The following is a 21,303-nucleotide window of genomic DNA, read 5'->3' on the forward strand; positions in this document are numbered from 1 at the left end:
CGAATAGGTTGAAAAAAGTCCCCACCAGTCGCTTATCAATAGCAGCATCCAAATCTACCCTTATCTGACGGGTGTAACGATCTACTTGACGAAGGAGAAATGGACCTGCTTTTCGCTTTATTGGAGTAGTTGCTTTATCTTGCAGTAACTTTAAAAACATAGGCCTTTTGAGTTTTTCTTGAAGTGTGAGAACTCCTCGAAAATACACAAAAGGCCTAATTTTTTGTCATCGCCAAAATTCGGGATGACTCATGTTCCTACCACTGCTCCTCCTCAACCTTCATTGCACCTGCGGCCGCGCCCTCATATTGCTCCAATAAAGAAGAAACCCGAGCATTAAAACCGCACCAATAAGCACTACCAGCATGGAGTAGTCGGTGCTAAGTACCGACGACTGAAAAGCAACCGCAGCACGAAAACCATTGTCTTCCCGAAGAATCACATGACCGGCCTCACCGTCAACCAAGTAGGAAAAAATGGTCTGATGATGGTCGTTTCCCCGGAAAGCAGGAATGTCAACGTCGAGTTTACCTATCGGCTCCCCGAAGGCCGGCAGTACGAACTTCAGGTCCGTCTGGTGGTCACCAAGTTTGACGCCGCCCTGGCCCAGAGTGACCGGCTGACCATTGATGTAGAGGCTGAAATTATCCTTTATGTAAGCAACAATCAGTTCCTCGAATTGCCCGCGGGACAATGCCTCCAGCTCCGGCCGGGTATGGGTTTGCAGCAACGCCTGGTCGACGCCAGCCTGACTGAGGTTGATCGTCAGTGAGCTGACGAGCGAACCCGCTTCGAAATGGTAGCGCGCCGATAGCGGATTGTGGGCAGCGACCGCTGAGGTGCCGACCACCAACAGCAAGCCAGCCAGGATGGTCTGAATCAATAGCTTATTCAAAACTGAATGGATTGTTGGCCGCTACGCCCTTCAGGCATACGGGCACGTTGGCCGCAGTGGTGGTGCTCGCTACGTAATGGTACACGCCGTCGGGATATTCGTCCGTCGCGGCCGTTCTGCCGCCACACTCGTCGAGGTCCGACGGCTCGGCTGCGTAAGCGTAGATGGGAAATCCATCTTTAGCGAAACCGAACAACTCTACACTGGCGGTCTGGGTGACGTTGGTGCAGCTGATCTCCGTAATGCCGTTAGCCACCAGTACCTGGTTGGTTACCTGCGGGACGAAGTGCCAGTGGTAGTAACCGGCCGGGTCGTGGTGCCCGCCGCATGGGTCGAGGGAAGGGAAATTGATCTCGTCTCCGCCGCCGCCAGGTCCTCCCATCGCCGGGCCGCTAATGGCCGAGGGTGGGTCGCCGTTGACCGGTACGCCGTCCAGAGACAGGCCGATGAGTTCCACTTCCCCGATCTGGTCGGTGGTGCCGGAGAGCACGGGCTTGGCGGGGATGGTGAAGGTCAGCAACAGGCCATCATCGGGTGCGGCCTGGAGACAGTTGGACACGTCACGGCTGGCCGTGCCGTCAAAATTATCGACGTTGACCGTACCGTCGTCATTGACCATATTGTAGCCGTCTGATTCGATGTCGTTCAGCAGCGCTTCGGCAAACACGCGCAGACCTGGGTTCGTGGCCCCGTCGTAAAAGCCCATACCGGCGATCTCATTGATCGTTTCCGGGCAAAAGGGGCCGCTGGCGACTGGGTTGCTGGAGAAGGTCAGCCGGAAACATTCCGCCGACGTGCCGTCCGCCAGCGTAGACATGACCAGGTCGAAAGATACGAGGGAGCCGGTGTTAAACAGGCTTTCGGTAATCAGGTAATCTTCGTCTCCGGGTATTTCGATGATGGTGTCTTCGTCGTCGCAGGACGTGATGGCGAAAGCAACGAGCAGCATTAGCCCGAAGGTGTATGATAGATGTTTCATTGGTTCTAATTCAGGATGGAAATAAAGGGCTACGAGTCTGCTTGCGAGCGTAAGCCCGGCAAGCCAGCGATAGCATTGGCACAGCCCCCACAAGTAGCGGGAATGGTGCAAGAAAAGTGGAGATTCCCGCTGGGGGAACAGGTCATAATTTACTTCTTGGACCGGGGTGTTTTGGAAATCCTTCGCCGGAGAGAAGATTTTTTGTTGAATCGGAATAACGGAGCAAGAGGGCGGGGACGCAGGTGCCGCAGGACGTTTTCAAGGGCCGGGGTAAGCACCCATTCACGGAGAAGTAATCTTAAGCGCTTCCTTGAAAAATTTTGACTGCCCCAACCAACTCCCGACCGCCAATAAAAGTCCTTTAGCTAAAAATAACGAATGACCGCAGCCGCTCCCGCTCCCGGAAAAATCAGTCTCCAGCAATGTCGTGCCTGCCTCGGCATCTGCCGCCACTGTTACGAAATCACGACCGACGCTCAGCCCTGTCACGCGGTACTGCCTGATGCGATCCTGGCCCTGGAAATTGCCATAGCCCTACTGGAAGAGCAAAGCGAATACGCGCACGATCGCCTGTGTTATTGCGCCGAAGTATGCGCTGCGGGCGCAGCGCGGTGGGGCCAAAGTCAGCACCCTCGTTGCCGGCAGAGTGCTTTGGCTTGTTTGGCGTTTGCTTCGTTTTGGCGGGGGGAGGGAATAGCCTTGTCAATCGAACCCAAGTAAAGCGTTCGTTCTTCCAGCGCAAGTTATTTACGGTTGCCTTCCGCGTCAAAGATGTCAAAATTGAAATTTACCATAGCGAGATAACCTTTACATATGTACTGTTTCAACAGTAACAGATTGTCGGCACTCTACCAAATAGGATCATTGACTATCAGGGCGAAAATGGGGTGGAGTTTGAACCTGTTTAGCTGATAGTGTTCAGCCTTCCGAGATAATAGACAAGTCGGAAGAAAACGAACCCGAACAGCTCAAAAGGACCTTAAAACGGGCAAGATCTTCGGTAAAATCCCGCCCGTTGCTTCCGGTTCTATGCCATAGAACAGGAAAATTAACCTCTTACTGCTGCACCAAACCGATGTAGCGGTTGGGGATTAAGTGCTCTTGAGATAATGCTTTAAACTTTCAATTAAACCCTTATTAGGAGCCAAGTGCATAAAAACATGTTGCGCAAAGTCGGGTTTTTTGCCACTTTTTAACGAAGAAATCCAAGCGGAAGGAGTGAACGTAGCAAAGTGCGAGCTAGCAGATATGTCCTCAAAATGAACTAAAAATTCCGCTACTTCTTTAGTATAGCCTTTATGAGAAAGTTGATGTGCTAAAAGCATATTGGGGCCAAAAGACGCTATAACTGGAGATTTTTTGGCAATTGCAGATTTAGTTAAATATTCACAAGAATCACCATAAAGCTTTTCTTCGAATGCAGTTAATCCTAATAGGGTGTAGCATATAAACCTGACGTAATGATGATCCTGAGCAGTATCATGAAGTACAGAGATTTCTATAACTTTAGAAATTTCTTGTTTTAATACTGGAAATTGTTCTTGTAGAAACAGATTCGTTAGCCTCTCTGTATTCGTCTTGTTGAATTTCATATTTTAAATATGCAAGTGTATATAAGTGATATTACTGACTCTTTAAAATAATAACGCCCGCTGTAACTAAATAGTAGGCATCATTATGGGGATACCATTTAACCGTCAGGCACCTCCTAGCCGTTTTTAACAGAAAAGTAGTTGACACATTATAAAAGATTCGGAGCAAAGGGTCGGATCAAGGCTTACAAGTTGACTGCCCCCCCTTCGCCGCTTTGAAACAGTCCAACATTAGTACCAATTACGTCAGCAAAGCCAAACCTGCAGCCACGAAAAGGAACCTGCTTCAGCCCTGCCGATCAACTCTTCGCGGACGTATTCGTACCTCCTGCGTTTTACTTTTCCGGTAACGCCATCACGATTCAAACGACTAACGCAACCAATATTTCAGCCTTGCGTGCATGCCCCACCAACCCGGAAATTTTCAAATAGCGCAATGCCTTATATTTAGGTCGTTCAAAACTAAAGATCATGTCCAGGTTTATCATCCGATTCATTCTACCAATCCTTACCGTTGCTACGCTAATCTACGCCTGCACCCCCGCTCCAGAGATCATCAACAAATACGACCCCGTGATGATCAGTATCAATGCGGAGGGCGCGGTAAAGGATGCCGCCAAAATTCGCAAGGAAGCCAACGTAGAGCTGGCGGATGAGTTCGAACTCGATCTTTGGGCGGCCGATTCCCTGATTCAGGACCCGATCGCCATCAGCGTTGCCCCCGATGGCCGCATCTTTTACACCCAGGCCACCCGGCAAACCTCCTCGGAATTCGATATCCGTGGTCATCACGACTGGATGACCGCTTCGCTGTCTTTCGAAACCGTTGAAGACCGCCGCGAATTCCTCCGCAAAACCTTCTCTGCCGATAGCGAGCAATCTGAAGCTCACCTCAAAGACCTGAACGAAGACGGAGTGCTGGATTGGAAGGACCTGACGGTTGAAAAAGAGAATGTATGGTTCGTTACCGATCAGAACATGGACGGTGTCGCCGATCTGTCGCAGCGGTACCTGGCTGACTTCGGCGAAGAAATTACCGACGTTGCCAACGGCATCGAATACCACGATGGTGAGGTATACATCGCCGTTGGTCCTGATTTATGGCGTACTAAAGACCAAAACAAGGACGGTATCGCCGATGAAACCGAATCAATTAGCCACGGCTTTGCCGTCCACGTGGGCTTTAGCGGTCATGGTATGTCGGGCGTTAAGGTAGGCCCTCAGGGCCGAATCTGGTGGGGCATCGGCGACATCGGTATGAACGTTGTCGACAAAGAAGGCAAGCACTGGAAATACCCCAACCGGGGCGTGGTTGTACGCTCAGAAAAAGACGGTTCCAACTTCGAAGTGTTTGCCATGGGCGTGAGAAATACCCACGAATTCACCTTTGATAAATATGGCAACCTTATCTCCGTCGACAACGATGGCGACCACTCCGGAGAAAGTGAAAGACTGGTCTATCTGCTGGACGGCTCCGACACTGGCTGGCGTATTAACTGGCAGTTCGGCAAGTACACTGACCCAACCAACAACAACTACAAAGTATGGATGGACGAAGGGATGTACCTGCCCCGTCACGACGAACAGGCGGCCTACTTCCTGCCTACCATTCAAAATTTTGTCAACGGCCCTACGGGCATGGTTTACAATCCCGGTACGGCGCTGAGTCCTAAATATTATGACCACTTTTTCATTTCTGAATTCCGTGGCTCGCCCAACAATTCTCCCATTCATGCCTTCACACTCAAGCCCGACGGTGCGGGTTTTGCCCTCAACAAAAGCGAGGAAATCGTCAAAGGCTTATTGCCTACCGGTCTTGATTTCGGGCCCGATGGCGCACTCTATTTTGGCGACTGGATCAATGGTTGGAATACCAAAGACGAGGGTCGGATCTGGAAGCTCGATTTGGGCGCGGCCGCAGGTGCAGACATGGAACTCAGAAGCAAGGTAAAGGAACTACTGACCGCAGATTTCAGCAAAATGCCTATAGGGGAAGTCATGGATATTTTGGGCCATCAGGATCAACGTCTTCGTCAGAAGGCACAGTTTCACTTTGTAGATAAGAAAGCCGCTGGCCTTAAGTCGCTGATTGAGGTAGCCAACAATCAGGAGGCAAATCAACTGGCCCGCATCCACGCCCTGTGGGGGATTTCTCAGCTGATCCGTCAGGGCATTGCCAAAAGCAGCGAACTGGAGCCCTTCTTGCTGGATGCCGACGAAGAGGTCATCGCCCAAGCTGCGAAGCTGATCGGCGATGTGCGCCATGCAGGTGGGGACGCCACGCTGATCGGCTTGCTGGACCACCCGTCTATCCGGGTACGTTTCTTCGCCATGGAGGCGCTTGGCCGTAAAGAGGTAAAGGTTGCTGTCCGCCCCATCGTGAACATGCTGCGCGAGGACGATGGCAAAGACACGTGGCTGCGCCACGGCGGGATGATCGCCCTGGGCCGCATCGGCGATGCCGATGCGATGGCTCAATTGGCTGCGGACCCATCCCAGACCGTTCGCCTCGTCGCCGTAGTCGCCCTGCGCCGAATGGAATCTCCAGCGATCAAATCCTTCCTTTTTGATGAAGATGAATACGTAGTCGCTGAGGCCGCCCGGGCCATAACAGATGACTACCAGATTGCCGGAGCCATGTCTCCCCTGGCTCAAATTTTGAATACCAGGCCATGGACTAAGGAGCCGCTCATCCGTCGCATCATCAACGCGAACCTCAATGTAGGCAACGACCGTACCGTCGACAACCTGATCACCTACCTCAACAATCCCGAAAACCCAGAGAATATGCGTGCCGAAGCCCTGGCCACCCTGGCCCATTGGGCCAAACCGTCCATGTTTGACCGTGTTGACGGCCGCTACCGCGGCCAGCGCAATAAGAGCGACGACTACGTCAGGGAAAAGCTGGGGGCGGTCATCCCAGGTCTCATCGCGAGCGGTACCGGAGATATGCGCGCCACCGCCATAAAAGCCGTAGCCTCTCTTAGGATGGAGGCTGCAACGGACCAACTGGCCAGCCTCCTGGGAGGCGATCGGGATCCGAACATCCGTGCTGCGGCCCTTACCTCGCTCGATAAGCTTGGTGCCCCCGGCCTGGAGACTTACCTCCGTAAAGCCCTGAATGACCGGGACAACTCCGTACGATCCCGTGCGCTCTCCCTGCTTCCGGAATCTTCTGTCGATCCGGCAGAAGCGACCAAGCTCTACGCCGACATCATTAAGACCGGATCCACCCCGGAAGCCCAGGCTGCCCTGACCGGCCTGAGTGCACTGGAATCTCCCGACGCAGATGCACTGTTAACCACACTACTGGACCAATTAACGACGGGCAAGTTACCCGCGCCCATTCGCCTGGACCTGATCGAAGCCATCGAAGCCCGGGAAAATGAGGCCCTCACTTCCGCACTGGAGACCTATGAAGAGGAGCTGCTGAAAACGGATGATCTGGGCTTATTCAGCACCGCGCTCGCGGGCGGTAAAAAAGGCCCTGGCCGCGGCGTCTTTTACTGGAACTCTGCCGGGCAATGTACCCGCTGTCACGCTATTTTCGAATATGGCGGAAACGTGGGGCCCAACCTGTCCGGTGTTGGGGATCGCCTCTCCCCAAGGGAAATCCTTACCTCCATTATCCGGCCTAGTGCCGCGCTGGCGCTCGGGCATGAAACGGTGATCGTCACCCTCAAAGACGAATCCGTATTTTCTGGAATCGTGATGGAGCGTACCCCAGAGCATCTTAAGTTGAAAGTAGGTAAAACAGAGATTCGCACCATTGCCCGCGCAGACATTGCCGAAGAAGAAACCGTGCCTTCCAGTATGCCTTCCGCGGAGGGCAACTTGAGTAGGCGGGAGATTCGGGATTTGGTGGCTTTCCTCGTTAGCCAAAAGGGGGAAGAATCAAAGTAAATCGGAGATTGGGTGGAGTGCCTCCAGGCTTGAATACCAGTAGTGGATCGTTTCATCAGTTTCGTAAATCAAGAGGTAATCTGTAGGGGCAGGGCTTGCCCCTGCCCCTACAGATTAGGTGGCAGCCGCCGTTCGCTTAGCGAACGAATAAAGGGTTTTCAGCGTGCCGATACGGACGGGAGCAAGCCCTACAGACTGCACACAAGTTTACAGACCCGCAGTTTTACACATCGGAGGTAGGTTGGTTAGAATTTGAGAGCTTACGGATAGACCGCTCGGCCGACGAGCGCTTCCTCGAAAGCCTCCTGATTTGAAATCCTAACCATCCTACATCGAATGTGTAAAGATGTGTGCAGTCCGTAGGAGCAAGCCCCGTCCGTACGGAATAAATCACGTTAATTAGAGTTTTCCCGCATTAGTGCCCTAGCGCACTTTACCTTTGGGTCATGCAAAAAGGCACCGTCACCAAATCCACTGGCAGCTGGTATAATGTTCGGCTTGATGAAGAGAGCCCGGAAGGGATCACCGAGCTACGCTGTCGCGTAGCCGGCCGCTTCCGCCTGGACGATAAGCAACTGACCAACCCGATTGCCGTGGGTGACCGGGTGTCTGTGGTCATTGAAGGGACGGGAGACGAAGAGACGGGGGCCATCCGCGAAATTGATGACCGGGACAATTACGTTGTCCGCCAAAGCCCGCGAAAAAAGCATGAGCTACATCTGCTGGCCAGCAATATCGACCAGGCCGTCCTGATTGTCACCCTGGTCTACCCGGACGTCAAACTCGGCTTTATTGACCGCTTTTTGCTGATGACGGAGCCATTCGGTATTCCGACCACCATAGTCTTCAACAAATCTGACTTACTGGATGAAGACGACATGGAGACTTATGCCGCTATTGCCTCCATTTACGAGGACATCGGTTATGATGTTTTACTGGTCTCTGCCGAAGAAGGCACCAACCTCGATCAGTTTAAGGAGTTACTTAAGGACAAGCGCAGTTTATTGAGTGGACAATCCGGCGTTGGAAAATCAACCCTGGTCAATGCCATTGCTCCCGAATTAGACTTGCGTACGGGCGAGATATCCGACCATACAGGTAAAGGCACCCACACGACCACTTTTGCGGAGTTGTTTTACCTGCCTTTCGGCGGCGAAATCATCGATCCACCAGGCATCAAGAACCTATCGTTCAACTACCTCAAGCCCATTGAGATCGCCTACTATTACCGGGAAATATTCGCCCTTAGTCCGGAATGCAAATTCGGCGGATCTTGCTTGCACAAATCAGAACCAGGCTGTGCCGTCATTGCCTCCGTTGAAGCCGAAGACGACCGGGTTACAGACATCCGCTACAATTCTTACCTCACCTTGCTGGCTGAGACGGAAGAACAGAATTACTGGGAACGTAAGAAGGTCTAGGACAAACCCTCTACAACAAAAAAGGACCAGACGAATACACCAGTATGATGCATTTTCGCCTGATCCGTGTAAACCATAAAGGAAAAATGGGGGTATTTCTCTAAGAAGGGTTATTGCCCCTGACCGAGAGAAAAACCTTTCTCCCCATCAAACTCATATAAATTCTCAGTTTTGATGACATCTATTTTTGCCCCAATCGCTCTGGTGAGTAACTCGGGGATGTAGCTTTTCGGGACTGCTTTATCATCAGCAACCTCGTAGCGGCAGCGCCAGTGATCGGTACAGAAGGTTTCGTCGAAACCATTCGGCCAGACTTTGACGCCCCGGTTAGTGATCATGGTCAACTCAATACCGTTGTTGAGCTTTTGTAATGACTCCGCCAGCTCATTGATTTCCAGCCCTTTCCAGTCGACAAACATGTCTACTCCTTTGAGGACTTTTTTCGCTGCTTTCTTTCGGGTGTAGGTAGGAATCAACAGTTGTACATCTTTCTCGTAGTCCGCTACGGGAATAATGGAGGGTTGCTTACCGATCCGATCAATCACGGCCTGAGCAAATTCTTTCGTACCGACTAATTGATTGCTGATACCTTCTTTGTAAATATCTGCCGTATGGATGCCTTCCTCAATGGCACATGCCCAGGCATTCTTTACCACTTCTGCTATGTCCTGCTGGCCGATGTGGCTCAGCATCATTACGGCTGCGCGCAACAGGCCGGAAGGGTTGGCAACATTTTGGCCGGCAATGGGAGGAGCTGAACCATGGATGGCTTCGAACATGGCACACTTCTGGCCAATATTCGCTGAACCAGCCAGGCCAACCGAGCCCGTAATCTGTGCAGCGATATCAGAAATCACGTCACCGTACAGGTTAGAGGTTACGATGACGTCGAAGATCTCCGGCGTATCGGCCAAACGAGCGGCACCTATGTCAATGATCCAGTTATCGGTCTCGATATCAGGATATTCAGCGGCGATTTCTTTGAAGATCTTATGGAACAGGCCGTCCGTAAGTTTCATGATGTTGTCTTTCACAAAACAGCTCACCTTCTTGCGCTTATAGAGTTTGGCGTACTCAAAGGCATAACGGATGATCTTTTCACAGCCGGGGCGGGAGATCAGTTTGAGGCACTGCACCACTTCTTCGGTTTGCCGGTGCTCGATGCCCGCATAGAGATCCTCTTCGTTTTCCCGGATGATAACTACGTCCATCTCCGGATGCTTTGTAGCAACGAAGGGATGAAAACTCTTGCAGGGGCGGATGTTGGCGTACAAGCCCAGCGTTTTCCGCATGGTGACGTTAAGGCTCTTGTAGCCACCACCCTGAGGAGTAGTGATCGGGGCCTTCAGAAATACCTTATTCCCGATAATCTTTTCCCAGGCCTGCTTATCAATGCCACTGGTATTTCCAGTCAGGTAGAGCTTTTCTCCAATATTGATCTCATCCCATTCGATGCGGGCGTTAGCGGCCTTCAGGATCCGCAGGGTCGCATCCATGATTTCGGGACCGATTCCGTCTCCTTTGGCTATTGTGATTCTTTGCATGGTTAAACTTGGTTAGGATTGCTCGCGCAAAACGAAAGCATTTTGGATAGAAATACCGACTCCTTTTAGAGGTTAAAAAGCCGGATAGAAAATTATTTTTTCGGGAGTGTGATCGTCTTAAAAAACACCAGCATGAGTATGATAAACGAGCTTACCAGTAGTTCATTAAAGAACAGTTTATCATTAAAGGCGGAGAAAGCAAGAAGGCTCATAAGACCCGTAACGACCGCCGGTAGAACCGCTTTCTGTGCCAGGGCTGCAATTTGTTCCCGTAGCTCGGCCGGAAGCACAAAAGCAGGAGAGGAAGTGGTCGATTCGTTGATGGCCCTACTGAGCCTTTTGCTGATGATGGAAGACATGATCTTGCTGTTTTACAAGGGCAAATCTAGAGCGCACATTTATAAATCAACATTTATACTTTTTATAAGACCCATAAATTATTTTTATGGACAGCATTCTACGGACGCTGTAAAAGTTCATTAAGCCCGCTGATAATCAACGTACTACCGACAACATCAACACGGCCAGTAATCAAGCGCATATGAATACTATTTGCGATACCCGACACTAAAAATTCCCAAGACCGGCCCAAAACCAGCTATCCAGATCAGGTGCAGTTTTCATTTACGACACTTCAGCGCTGGTTACAACCACATCTCGATACTCCCAATTACGAAGACTGTAATTGCCAGACCGGCCAATACGCCAAGTCCAACCATTAACATACCACGCCAGTGCCAAATATGCTTCAGGCCTAATAACCGGCGATAGGCAAGGCCAAACACAATACTAAGTGCCACTAATACAAGCTCAGGAGAAAAATCGTTAATCACGTTAGCTGCCAAGGTGACTAACCCTACGAAGTTTAACCACCAAAGGACATCATTTTCCGGCCAGAAGAAAAGTCCGACAAGGAGAAGGTTCATCGCGATAAGGACGAGGAAGACCGATGGGCCAATATTGGTATTTAGGCATATAAGGTCTCCTGATTCGGCATAGAGTTCAACATACCATTCCAAGGACCTTATCGTGGAAAGCCCCACCGTGATCAACAAAGTTATCTCCGTCATGAAAAACAGCAACCGATATTTCATGGGGATAAGATAGGAAGGGACGTCCTAATGGACCAACGGTCCAATAGTCCTACTACCTAGCTTGTCGTCCACTCCGCCCCATCCTTACCGTCCTTCACCACGATGCCGGCATCGTTGAGGGCGTCCCGGAGCTTATCAGACATGCCCCAGTTTTTCTCCGCGCGGGCTTGTGCCCGCAGGTCTAAAACGAGGTCCATTACCTTGCTTAGTGTCTCTCCGCTTGCACCTGCGGCCTCGCCCTCGTCCCGTAATCCGAAAACGTCGAACAAGAGGGTGCCAAGACCCTTTTTGAATTCTTCCAGGATCTCCTTACTCACTTCCTTCAGGCTCAACTGCCCTCCCTTCAGGGCATTGATGCGGGACACCAGTTCGAACACCCTGGCCAGGGCCTTCGGGGTATTAAAATCGTCGTCCATCTCGGCGTAAGCGGCAGCCAAACCCTCGGTCAACTCCTTGCCAACGGTGCCATTTTGCGCACCGCCCAGGCCTTCCAAACCCTGCAGGTTAGACCAGGCCTCCATCAGACGGGTGAAGCCTTTCTTACCGGCCTGCAGCGCATCATCCGTCAAGTCCATCTGGCTGCGGTAGTGGGTTTGCAGCATGAAAAACCGGAGGTTCATCGGGCTGAAGCTGTCCGTCACGTGGGGGCTGTCACCGGTAAAGAGTTGCTGCGGGGTGATGGTGTTGCCGTCAGATTTTGACATCTTCTTGCCGTTCATCAGCAGCATATTCGTGTGCAACCACGCCCGTGCGCCGCCGCAACCGCAGCTGCCCGCGTTTTGGGCTATCTCGTTTTCATGGTGCGGGAACTTAAGGTCGTTTCCGCCACCATGAATATCAAATTCTTCGCCGAGGTATTTCGTGCTCATCGCTGAGCATTCCAGGTGCCAGCCCGGAAAACCCTCGCCCCAGGGGCTGTTCCAGCGCAGGATGTGATCCTCCGTTGCCTTCATCCAGATCGCGAAATCGGAGGGGCTTTTCTTATCACTCTGCGCCTTCAGTTCCCGGCTTTCGGCCATCAACTCGTCGATCTTCCGGCCGGAGAGCGTGCCATATGCATTACCGTGTTTTTCATTGTAAGCAGCCACATCGAAATAGACCGAACCGTTGGCTTCGTAGGCCAGTCCGTTGGCCAGTATTTGCTGCACCATTTCAATTTGCTCGATGATGTGCCCGGTAGCCCGTGGCTCGATGTTGGGCGGCAGGTTATTGAATTCCCGCATCATATCGTGGAACCCAACCGTGTATTTTTGGGCTACTTCCATGGGCTCCAGCTTAGCGATGCGCGCGCCCTTGCTCATCTTATCCTCCCCCTCGTCGGTCAGGTGGCCAACGTCGGTGATGTTACGCACGTACCTCACCTTGTAGCCCTTATGCATCAGGTAGCGGTAGATGATGTCGAAGCTGGTAAATGTCCGCACATTCCCCAGGTGAACGTCGCTGTAGACCGTCGGGCCACAAACGTAGAGGCCGACGTAGCCCTCGTGAATGGGGGTAAAGACTTCCTTCTGTCGGGTAAGGCTGTTGTAGAACGAAAGGGGGGTGGACATCTTGGGGTGGGTATATGAGGGCACGAATTTACGGCTTTACTTAATAGGTCGCGAGTTAAGTTAAAGTTTCGGGGCGGGGCCGCGGGTGCAGGTAAAGGTAAAGGAGCCAGGGGCGAGCACTCCGATCAACGCTTCCGAAAATCATCCCGCCCCAGTCGGTAGCCAATTCCCAGAAACCAGTGGGCACCGGTTCCTTCCTTATCACCGTAGTGCCGGTATCGGAGGCCACCGGTAAAATTAATGGCGGAATAGCGCGCAGTTACGTGACCATTCACTAAGCCGGGGTTGGGCGTGAAGCGGCTGAAGCGCAGCGCATAGTTGACGTGAATGCCGGTGTGAACACCCCGGTATTGCACCCACCCCTCGTCCTCGTCGGGATCCAATCGGTTAGCAGCGTTCAGCACACCGTAGGCTAACTCCCCCCGGATAGAGAATAAGCCCCGGTCAGTCATTTTCAGGTTATGGTTAAGGAGGCCACCGATCCAGACACCGGACGCCGCACCTTCTCTTCCCGGAATCGGATCATCGGGAAAAGAGCGTTTTTTTCCGTTGAACTCAGTTCCCATCGCCAGTCCTGCACCCCACCGGGGTTTCCACATCCCTCCTATGTACATATCGAAGCCACCACCTCCCTTCAAGTAGCTTCCCGGGGTGCCCAGGTGACTGAGGTAGTTGAGGTTAAAGTCGATAAAAACGGCGTTATAATCCTTCACGTATTCTTCGGCCAGCACCTCGCGGCTTACCGGCAGGAGAAACCTGGACATAAGCAATAGGTCATTGCCTGCCGCTGGCCGGTACGAGGGGAAAGAGAATTGGACAGAGTACACACTTTCCTCAAAGAACTCCCCCCTGCGAGCTGGCGTGAAATAGGGCAGCCGACTAGTGGCAATTGTCATGCTGTCTCGCACGGCATCATCCGGAAGGCCACGTGACGCCTGCAGGAACGGTTCTCCCACTTCATCGATCAGGTAAATCAGTTCTACCTGGCGGCCAGCCAGCTCGGCCCACTGCTCATCCGTCCAGTTAATGTCATAATAAAAAATAGCCATGCGGGCTACGCTTATAGGAGGTTCTGCCGGAACGTAGGTAGTATCCTGAGCCCGGGCAGTTAACGAACCGAAAAAACAGCTCAGAAAGAGTAATACTATTTTCATAGGGTAGTCAAAGTTATACCAAGAAAAAGATAACACCCGGCACGCACCCGCACGTAAGAAATCAAGGTGAGGCAAGTCATTAAACACTGCTGGCACCAGCTTTTGCATTGGGGCGGTGCCAGAAATTTATCCTTTAGTCTTTTTTTGTTGAGGAGATAGTCAGCTCCGGTCGCTAAGATGGACCCCTATCACTGGCTATTAGGGCAAAACGGCTGGTAAAAAAGCCACACAAGTAGCAGTAAGATAAAACGATGGCATCTGGTGGTGCTTACAAAACAATGGGATTTCTTTAGAACACCAGACTAACCCCCACCCCTCCGGCACCGTCACCATAACCACCGCTGATGGTTAGTGAAGACCGGTGGTTGCGCTGCCAGCGTTTGTGAATTTCCGGGGTCATAACGCCAATAAAAGCACCAAGACCAAAACCAAGGGCCACATCTGAAGGAAAGTGCCTCAGACCCCGTACCCGCTGGACTCCCACGTATATCGGCGGCAGGCTGGCCAGGCCGAAAGCCAGTGCTCGTTGCTTACCATTCCATTGCGGGTTGTAGTCAGAAAGCACTTTGGCGAAAAAGAATGTGCCCGTCGCCGTGGTACTGACGTGCCCACTGAAGAAACTGTTGAGGTTACCACCGTCGCCCCGGGTATCGTCGTCCAGATCGGCCAGGTACGCCTGGGGGCGCTTGCGATCATTGAAGTTCGGCCCGAGCGGCGAAGTAGTAAAGATCAGTCCGTTGATGGCCTGCGCTTCCAGGTACATGATCGTAACGTCGACCCAGTCCTTGCGGATATCATTGTTGAAAAAGAGCGTAAATGGCAACGCCATTGAAGGGTAAAAAAGCAGGTCGCTGTCCTTTTTTGCCTGGTCGCTTTTTGAGGAGTTGTCTGGCAAAGCCCACCGATCAAAGCCGGGGACGTCGCTGCGGTCCAGCCCCATAATACTAAAATCGTCCTTATCATTGATCCGTTGGAACATATAAGTAGTCGCGGCAATTCCGGCAAGGCTCATACCGCCCTCCAACCAGGGCTTAACGGCGTACACCTTGTCAACGGCAGGGTCGTAGTTGTACTGCCCGCTGTGCTGCGCATGCAGCCCGTTTATGCCAAAGCTGAGAACGAGGGTTATGAAGAGAAATAAATCTGAACGTGTCATATAAATGATAAGATTGTTCCTACTACAATCCCTCCGTGGGTGCAGATGTTTGATAATAGAACCTACTTATACCGATTGGAAGTGTATCCACAGGAAATGGCCGGTTGAAGCAATCGATTTGGGACTCTCCCCGGCAAACATTGCTTCTTAAAAACGATTCTTCGCACCTGCGGCCGCGCCTTCTGGCTCGCTACCAGCCACGCTCAAGGACAATCTCCTCCACCGTCCCCGCCTTTGCCTTCGGCCTCTATGCCATGCCGGGCCAGGCTCTTCAGCAGCGCCTTGGTGGAGGACAGGTCAAGGATGAAATTGTATTTCTTACGGCTATTGCCTTTATAACTCCAGCGGTCCGGAGAATACTTATTTAACAACTGAGCTAAGCCGGCCAGATTATACTTCCTTACCTCGAAGTTGTGAAGGTCTTTATCGCTATAGCCACCGAGGTCTTTCATGTCTTCAGAAAGTATGTTTCTGATCGACACCTTTCGTGGCGCATCTAATTTAAGTTGGTCTCCAATTTCAAGTGTATGGTAAGTAACCGGTACTTTACTTATGGTAGACTTTAGTCCTATTTCTTCGAGGATGCCGTTTGCTACCCGGTCGGCAGTCCCTCTGTCTATCTCGTTTTGAATGAATGCAACGACGTACTCTTTGCCCATTAATTCATCGGGGATGACTAAGCGTTTCTTGGGGAAGAAATCACGAAAAATAGTTTCCAAGGTCTTCGGGGCATGGAAGCCCATACTCAGATTATTAGATCATGTACTGCTAGCAAAATCTCTAGGAAGCTCGCCAAAAGAATAATCGATTTCCCACGCCAATACAAAAGAACTAACGGAGTCGCTTTCCGCGTAATCGAATAGTTCTTTTGGGCTCATTGGCTCAAACAAATAGGCGTCTGGTTCAAGAGGCACATATTTGCTACTCAAGTCGATCACCGGATGTTGACCATTGACAAACCTTTCCAACGCTTCCGTAGTTAGGTCACCACCTCCTCCTTGCCAGTGGACTACATTTTGATCATCAATCAGAAAGGTCAACGGCCAGCCGACGAGCCCCGTCTCTCCATCTCCGTAGCGTATCTGGGTTGCTCCATACAAGTCGGTAGCTAGCGAGATGTTGAAATTATCGCCCTCAACATCCTTTCGTGCAGGTTCCGGGTTGCCCCGGAACAAGATTAGAAAAACTACCTGATCGTTGGAGAGAACGGAACGTAAAGAGTCGAGGTAAGGCAAATTATTGAAACAGGGCTGGTCCCAGCTTTTGCAAAGAGTAAAAACTAAAAATTTGTCCTTTAGTTTTGACTTACTAATGCCATTAAGAAGGGATTCTGAGATAGTAATCTTCGGAGCTTCGTCGCCAGCCTTTGTGGTTAATTGAGCGGATAACGAGGAGGACAAAATCCACATGAAAGGGAGGAGGAGTAATAGGTGTTTCATGGTTGGATATATAGTAGGTGTAGAAACTTTTACTCAACGATTAAGCTAGAAACTAACTTTAATTTTCGTTGAAATTTAACACTTTAGGGAGCGTTTTGGAAGTGATGGTTTCTACGTCACCGGAATAAACCTATGCTGGCTAACCCTCGCTCTCAAAAGAATTTCCCTTGTACCCGCGGCCGCGCAAAAAAAAGACAACCAGCAAGGAGAGTATCATCAATATCCAGTAAATTGGAAATACTAAATAAACGTATAGTAACTCAAAGTTGTCCATCGCCGGACCGTTGATTGCCAAGTTGCGACCGACCTCTCGCCCCGAAGAAACAAGAGGGAGAACGAAGCCAACAAATAAGAGAATAAGAGAAATCGTAAGGCAAGCATGCACACGAAATATGCGAAATACGATGGCTATTACAAGCACTACGATGCACGTCCATAGGTCATAGACGTCCATTTGCTCAACCATAATCCTATAATAAGGAGTCATCTCTTTTTGCATAGTGTTGACTAGATAGGCTGCGCCAAAATTTAGTGGCCTACCCTTGCGCCCAAAGGACCAACTGACCAAAAGACCACGCCTACACCTCCGTATTATAAATCGCCCACATAAACCTCGACGCATAACTCCGATACGGCCGCCAAGGCTCCGTCACCCGCAAGATTTCCGCATTCATTTTCTTGCCCTTCAGGGTTTCGTCGATATTGAAGAGACGGATGATGTTACGTTTTACAATCAGGTCATCGAGCGGCAGCAGGTCCGGTCGTTGGAGGACGAACATCAGCACCATTTCTACCGTCCATTGCCCTACGCCCTTGATGGTGGTCAGCATGCCGATAATTTCCTCGTCGGTCCATTGTTCCCAGTCGGCGTTGATCAGTTTATGGTCCAGCCAATACTGGGCTACGTTTTTGATGTAGGCGGTTTTTCCCCGGCTCATGCCGGCGGCGCGGATGGTGTCGTCGTCCATTTCCAGCAACCGCTCCGGGTGTGGGTACTCGTCGGGGAACAGTTGTAGAAAGCGGCCGAAGATGGTGCCGGCCGCCTTTCCGCTAAGTTGCTGATAGGCGATGGAGCGGAGCAGGCCGTAATAGACGTCACCACCGTGATCCGGCCGGGGCGGGATGGTATGGGCAGCGACGATGGGGGCGATGTTGGGTTCCTTGCTTAGGTGGAGGCGGATGGCGGGGTCGATCATGGGCGAAAGATAAGGGCCTGGGCGGCCATCGTAGGTGGCGTTTATGCTGAGCGTAGTCAAAGAACAGGCGTAAAAGAGGCGATTGCAGGAGCAATTTTCAGCCCCTTCCCTGCGCTGTTCATCCATCACTCTGCACCCGCGCCCGCGCCCAAAGCTACCCGTAGGACAATCTGGAAGGATTTCGGCACTAACCGGCTACCTCATCCCCGCAATAAACTTGCCCCCGTACCGCTGCCCATTCGCCCGAATGCTGTACCCCACCGCAGCCACATGGCCGCGCAACTGGGGTAAGGTGAAGGCCAGCCGATGCGTACCGGCAGGGTATAACCGACCGCCAAGACGCTGCAATCGTTGACCGCTGAATGCCACGATCTCCACTTCCAGGCGAGTAGCCCGGGGTAGGGTAAGTTCCAGTTCATAGGCAAGGGCGGAGCGGGTAATCACCCGGTGCTGCAGGCCCGTAGCTACCGCCGGAAACAGGGTCGAACTGGTCGGGGAACACGCTAAACCCAGTTCCCCCACTCGCGCATAATCACCTCCTAAAATCTCGTTTACGGTGCCGGCGTCAATGCACAGCCAATTTTCCAGCAGGGTGGCGTACAGGGAGCGGAAGTCCGTTCCGAAACGAAGGTTACCCGTTGCGTCAAGGTCATCCAGGTCCGGGTTGCGGCCATGGGTTCCGCTGCCGCCGAGGGCAGGGCCGAACAGCATCACCGGAAGCGCCGTGCCGTGGTCCGTTCCGCTTACTCCGTTTTCCTGCACCCTGCGGCCAAACTCGGAATAGGTCATGGCCAGCACTTCCTCTTCCTTATCGCCTGCGGCTAGGTCTTCATAGAAAGCGGCCACAGCCGTACTCAGGTTGTTCAGGAGGCCCGGATGGTTGGCGGATCCGTTTTGACCGACGTGGGTGTCAAAGCCGTCCAGGGTAACGAGGTAGAACTGGGTCTTCAGGCCGCCTTTGATCAGTCTGGCCACCAGGCGAAGTTGTTCGCCCAGGCTGGAGGTGTACTCCGCCTCGGTGATGGAGTTTTGATAGGCTTCCGCAATGGCCGTACTGTACAAGGTTGCGGCGTTGGCGATGGTCCGCAAAAAAAGGACCTGCTCGCCGTGGTAGCAATCGTCCGGCGCGTTGAGGTTGTCGTACAATACTCCGGTCTGGGCGAGGTCTTCCAGCCGGTCAGCATTAGCAAAATTGGCGGAGATGTCGATTTTATCGCTGTCGTTGAACAGCACACTCGTCGGACCCCCAATTTTAATGGCCGGTGGGTCACCGGTCAGGTCGGTTCGGTAATCGGGGTTTTGATTCACGTAGTAGCGCGCCAACCAGCCGTCCCCGTTTTCGTCCGGATTGGCGTTACCGCTTGCCATGATGTCTGCACCAGTGAAATGGCTCAGGTTGTGGTCTTCATACCCTACGCTGTTGACCACGCGCATCCGCCCATCATCCCACAGGCCTTTGAGGGGTTGCATGGCGGCAGGAATCCCGAAATCACTATTAAGCCCGACCAGGTTGCTTTCGGCATGGGCCACGGTAGGTCGGAGGCTGCGGTACCGGTCCAAAGCATAAAGCGGTACGATGGTGTTGAGCCCATCGTTACCCCCTTTCAGCCGGATCAGCACGAGCTTGCGGTCGCTGAAGTTTTCGTTCAGCGCCGCCGCCAGCGGGAAGCCATACAGGCCAGTGGCCGGAAGCCCGGCTGCGGCAAGAGTGGCCGCACTACCCAGGCCCAGGGTGCGAAGGAAGCTACGGCGACCATATTGCTGATGGTCCGCAATATGCGCGGAATCGTCCTCCAGGCTCGTACCACGACGAAGATTAGCGTTGATTTTCATGTCTTCAGGCTTTTAGCGTAATTGAAATTCGGGCAGTAGGCCGAGGTAGTTCAGCAAGCCTCCGAGTTGGAAAGGCGTGGCCCAGTAGTTGACCGTCCAGTTACCGTTTTGGAAGTAGTTTTCCGGAATCTCTCCTTTAAAACTGACCAACGCTGCGGCGTAATCCTCCGCAAACTGTAAGCCCTGGGGCAGGAAGTAATGGACCAGGTCCCGACATATGATTTCCACGTCCAGCGTCTCGTCCGTAGCGCTGCGGACCAGTTCCTGGAAATAGGCGAAATTGAACAGCGACGCTGCGCCAATCCGGCTGGCCTGGTAATCCCATCGATAGCGGATGCTGGTGGTGTTGATCCAGGCCCGGTTGCCGGGCCAGCCGGCTACGTCTACCGGGCTGAAAAGGACCTGGCCCTGTTCAGTGGCCCCCGCCGAATCGGTGAAAACGGAAAGCCCGTTAAGGGTCGTACCGATTTCGTTCAAGAGGATCAGTTGATGCTCAATGTGTCCCTCAATTATGGTGCCGAAATTCTTTTCGTCAAAAAAATGACTGCTACTGAAGAGAATACGGAGCGTTGGTGCAAGTTCCCAATCATTTTCCCGGAGGGTACTTGCCAGCAGCGACACCATGACCTCATCCACTGCGGGGTTAACGAACCTCCGGTATAATTCAACGGCGATATACGCAGCGACCCGCTCCGCCCTTTCTTCAAACAACAGGTCGATTACATCGTCGTACCCCCAGTTACCCGTACGGCCAAAAATTGTTTTCTCTCCGTCATCGTGTTTAGCCGGGTCAAAAAGGATTGGGCCCCAGGCTTCCGTAATATTGGTATAACCGGTAAGCGCACGGGCTGTTTCTTCGATGTCCTGCTGCGTATATCCGTTATCCACCCCCAGCGTAAATAGTTCGTACAATTCCCGGCCGTAGTTCTCGTTTGGACTCCCGGCTTCATTTTGCGCGCCATTCAGAAAAATCAGCATTGCGGGGGTCAGCCCTATGGCCCGGACAAAATCTCTGAAGTTCCCCAAAGCATGTTGTTGCAGCAGCTTATGGTATTGGTAGGTGTATCCGGATGACTCATAGACGTCAAAACGAGTGACGAAGTGGTTGTGCCAGAAAAATGCCATCCGGCCCCTCAGCCCATTTTGCTGCAGGTCGATGATCCACTGCCGGCTCCAACCACCGATCTCCAGCGTACTTTCTAATAAGGCCAAACCGTATTCAGCCCTGGTTTTGTTGGCGAAGGCCGGCTCAGGACTAAGTGGGAGCGCCTCTGCTGCGGAGATCAGGTCAGCCACCACGTCGAGCGGGTTTCGGTTCAGATCAGCCATAACGGTGGTTATGGAGGTGCCAAATCCGGCCCGGCGGTGCAGGTGCACTGCCCGTTGACGATTCCATGGTTGGTCCGCCGTGGGGACGTAAGGGACTAATCCGGCCGTAGCACAGTTCATCATGACGTTGGTTTTTAGCTGTCGGTTTTATCCGGAAGACGCTTGATGCAAGAGGCGTCTTCTCTTTGTTACAACTCGTTGTGGGACTTAGGTAGTGC

At 52.2% G+C, this 21,303-nt stretch carries 16 protein-coding genes; 2 read left to right on the plus strand and 14 right to left on the minus strand.

Annotated elements, in window-relative coordinates; genetic code table 11:
• Positions 1-280 precede the first annotated feature (280 nt).
• From B036_RS0101620 to B036_RS0101635, 3 genes are all read right to left on the minus strand, one after another.
• Positions 281-895 carry a hypothetical protein gene (locus B036_RS0101620; RefSeq protein ID WP_157471995.1) on the minus strand — a complete coding sequence of 205 codons (615 nt, stop codon included), beginning with the start codon at positions 893-895 and terminating at the stop codon, positions 281-283.
• On the minus strand, positions 888-1,874 hold the full coding sequence (locus B036_RS0101625; protein ID WP_026231579.1) for a YHYH protein: 987 nt from the start codon (positions 1,872-1,874) through the stop codon (positions 888-890). The genes B036_RS0101620 and B036_RS0101625 overlap by 8 nt, the downstream gene beginning before the upstream one ends.
• Before the next feature lie 1,091 nt (positions 1,875-2,965).
• Positions 2,966-3,466 carry a hypothetical protein gene (locus B036_RS0101635; RefSeq protein WP_020566938.1) on the minus strand — a complete coding sequence of 167 codons (501 nt, stop codon included), beginning with the start codon at positions 3,464-3,466 and terminating at the stop codon, positions 2,966-2,968.
• A 471-nt stretch (positions 3,467-3,937) separates the two neighbouring features.
• Between B036_RS0101635 and B036_RS0101640 the strand changes: the two genes are divergently transcribed.
• Both B036_RS0101640 and rsgA read left to right on the plus strand, forming a co-directional pair.
• The gene (locus tag B036_RS0101640) at positions 3,938-7,369 is read left to right on the plus strand and encodes a DUF7133 domain-containing protein (protein ID WP_020566939.1); all 3,432 of its coding nucleotides are present in this window, start codon (positions 3,938-3,940) and stop codon (positions 7,367-7,369) included.
• 446 nt (positions 7,370-7,815) lie between these two features.
• The gene (rsgA, locus tag B036_RS0101645; protein WP_020566940.1) at positions 7,816-8,790 is read left to right on the plus strand and encodes a ribosome small subunit-dependent GTPase A; all 975 of its coding nucleotides are present in this window, start codon (positions 7,816-7,818) and stop codon (positions 8,788-8,790) included.
• A 110-nt stretch (positions 8,791-8,900) separates the two neighbouring features.
• On the opposite strand, the gene B036_RS0101650 is transcribed toward rsgA, so the two are convergent.
• The 11 genes from B036_RS0101650 to B036_RS0101705 form a co-directional block, all read right to left on the minus strand.
• On the minus strand, positions 8,901-10,334 hold the full coding sequence (locus B036_RS0101650; protein WP_020566941.1) for an NADP-dependent isocitrate dehydrogenase: 1,434 nt from the start codon (positions 10,332-10,334) through the stop codon (positions 8,901-8,903).
• 92 nt (positions 10,335-10,426) lie between these two features.
• Positions 10,427-10,693 (minus strand): hypothetical protein, encoded by a 267-nt coding sequence (locus B036_RS0101655; RefSeq protein WP_020566942.1) that lies wholly within the window; start codon positions 10,691-10,693, stop codon positions 10,427-10,429.
• Between the two features lie 285 nt (positions 10,694-10,978).
• Positions 10,979-11,428: a hypothetical protein gene (locus tag B036_RS0101660; RefSeq protein ID WP_020566943.1), complete on the minus strand. Its 450-nt coding sequence runs from the start codon at positions 11,426-11,428 to the stop codon at positions 10,979-10,981.
• Between the two features lie 56 nt (positions 11,429-11,484).
• Positions 11,485-12,978: a cysteine--tRNA ligase gene (gene cysS, locus B036_RS0101665; RefSeq protein ID WP_020566944.1), complete on the minus strand. Its 1,494-nt coding sequence runs from the start codon at positions 12,976-12,978 to the stop codon at positions 11,485-11,487.
• Positions 12,979-13,103: 125 nt separating this feature from the next.
• Entirely contained in the window at positions 13,104-14,132 is a 1,029-nt protein-coding gene (locus B036_RS0101670; protein WP_020566945.1) for a hypothetical protein, read from the minus strand.
• 289 nt (positions 14,133-14,421) lie between these two features.
• Positions 14,422-15,288: a phosphatase PAP2 family protein gene (locus B036_RS31505; RefSeq protein ID WP_020566946.1), complete on the minus strand. Its 867-nt coding sequence runs from the start codon at positions 15,286-15,288 to the stop codon at positions 14,422-14,424.
• Positions 15,289-15,491: 203 nt separating this feature from the next.
• Positions 15,492-16,031 (minus strand): hypothetical protein, encoded by a 540-nt coding sequence (locus B036_RS0101680; protein ID WP_020566947.1) that lies wholly within the window; start codon positions 16,029-16,031, stop codon positions 15,492-15,494.
• 15 nt (positions 16,032-16,046) lie between these two features.
• Positions 16,047-16,727, minus strand: a complete 681-nt coding sequence (locus B036_RS0101685) for a TlpA family protein disulfide reductase (protein ID WP_020566948.1) — start codon at positions 16,725-16,727, stop codon at positions 16,047-16,049.
• A gap of 578 nt (positions 16,728-17,305) precedes the next feature.
• Positions 17,306-17,983, minus strand: coding sequence for a DNA-3-methyladenine glycosylase family protein (locus B036_RS0101695; RefSeq protein WP_211217359.1), 678 nt, complete (start codon positions 17,981-17,983; stop codon positions 17,306-17,308).
• Positions 17,984-18,118: 135 nt separating this feature from the next.
• Positions 18,119-19,756, minus strand: a complete 1,638-nt coding sequence (locus B036_RS27670) for a DUF1501 domain-containing protein (RefSeq protein WP_020566951.1) — start codon at positions 19,754-19,756, stop codon at positions 18,119-18,121.
• A gap of 12 nt (positions 19,757-19,768) precedes the next feature.
• Positions 19,769-21,208 (minus strand): DUF1800 domain-containing protein, encoded by a 1,440-nt coding sequence (locus B036_RS0101705; protein WP_020566952.1) that lies wholly within the window; start codon positions 21,206-21,208, stop codon positions 19,769-19,771.
• Positions 21,209-21,303: the final 95 nt, after the last annotated feature.

The organism is Neolewinella persica DSM 23188, from assembly GCF_000373105.1.
In the GTDB taxonomy this organism is placed as follows: domain Bacteria; phylum Bacteroidota; class Bacteroidia; order Chitinophagales; family Saprospiraceae; genus Neolewinella; species Neolewinella persica.

Coding starts and splice junctions, on each gene's coding strand:
- B036_RS0101625 (WP_026231579.1), bottom strand. CDS start 1,874: ATGAAACATCTATCATACACCTTCGGGCTAATGCTGCTCGTTGCTTTC.
- B036_RS0101635 (WP_020566938.1), bottom strand. CDS start 3,466: ATGAAATTCAACAAGACGAATACAGAGAGGCTAACGAATCTGTTTCTA.
- B036_RS0101640 (WP_020566939.1), top strand. CDS start 3,938: ATGTCCAGGTTTATCATCCGATTCATTCTACCAATCCTTACCGTTGCT.
- rsgA (WP_020566940.1), top strand. CDS start 7,816: ATGCAAAAAGGCACCGTCACCAAATCCACTGGCAGCTGGTATAATGTT.
- B036_RS0101650 (WP_020566941.1), bottom strand. CDS start 10,334: ATGCAAAGAATCACAATAGCCAAAGGAGACGGAATCGGTCCCGAAATC.
- B036_RS0101655 (WP_020566942.1), bottom strand. CDS start 10,693: ATGTCTTCCATCATCAGCAAAAGGCTCAGTAGGGCCATCAACGAATCG.
- B036_RS0101660 (WP_020566943.1), bottom strand. CDS start 11,428: ATGAAATATCGGTTGCTGTTTTTCATGACGGAGATAACTTTGTTGATC.
- cysS (WP_020566944.1), bottom strand. CDS start 12,978: ATGTCCACCCCCCTTTCGTTCTACAACAGCCTTACCCGACAGAAGGAA.
- B036_RS0101670 (WP_020566945.1), bottom strand. CDS start 14,132: ATGAAAATAGTATTACTCTTTCTGAGCTGTTTTTTCGGTTCGTTAACT.
- B036_RS31505 (WP_020566946.1), bottom strand. CDS start 15,288: ATGACACGTTCAGATTTATTTCTCTTCATAACCCTCGTTCTCAGCTTT.
- B036_RS0101680 (WP_020566947.1), bottom strand. CDS start 16,031: ATGGGCTTCCATGCCCCGAAGACCTTGGAAACTATTTTTCGTGATTTC.
- B036_RS0101685 (WP_020566948.1), bottom strand. CDS start 16,727: ATGAAACACCTATTACTCCTCCTCCCTTTCATGTGGATTTTGTCCTCC.
- B036_RS27670 (WP_020566951.1), bottom strand. CDS start 19,756: ATGAAAATCAACGCTAATCTTCGTCGTGGTACGAGCCTGGAGGACGAT.
- B036_RS0101705 (WP_020566952.1), bottom strand. CDS start 21,208: ATGATGAACTGTGCTACGGCCGGATTAGTCCCTTACGTCCCCACGGCG.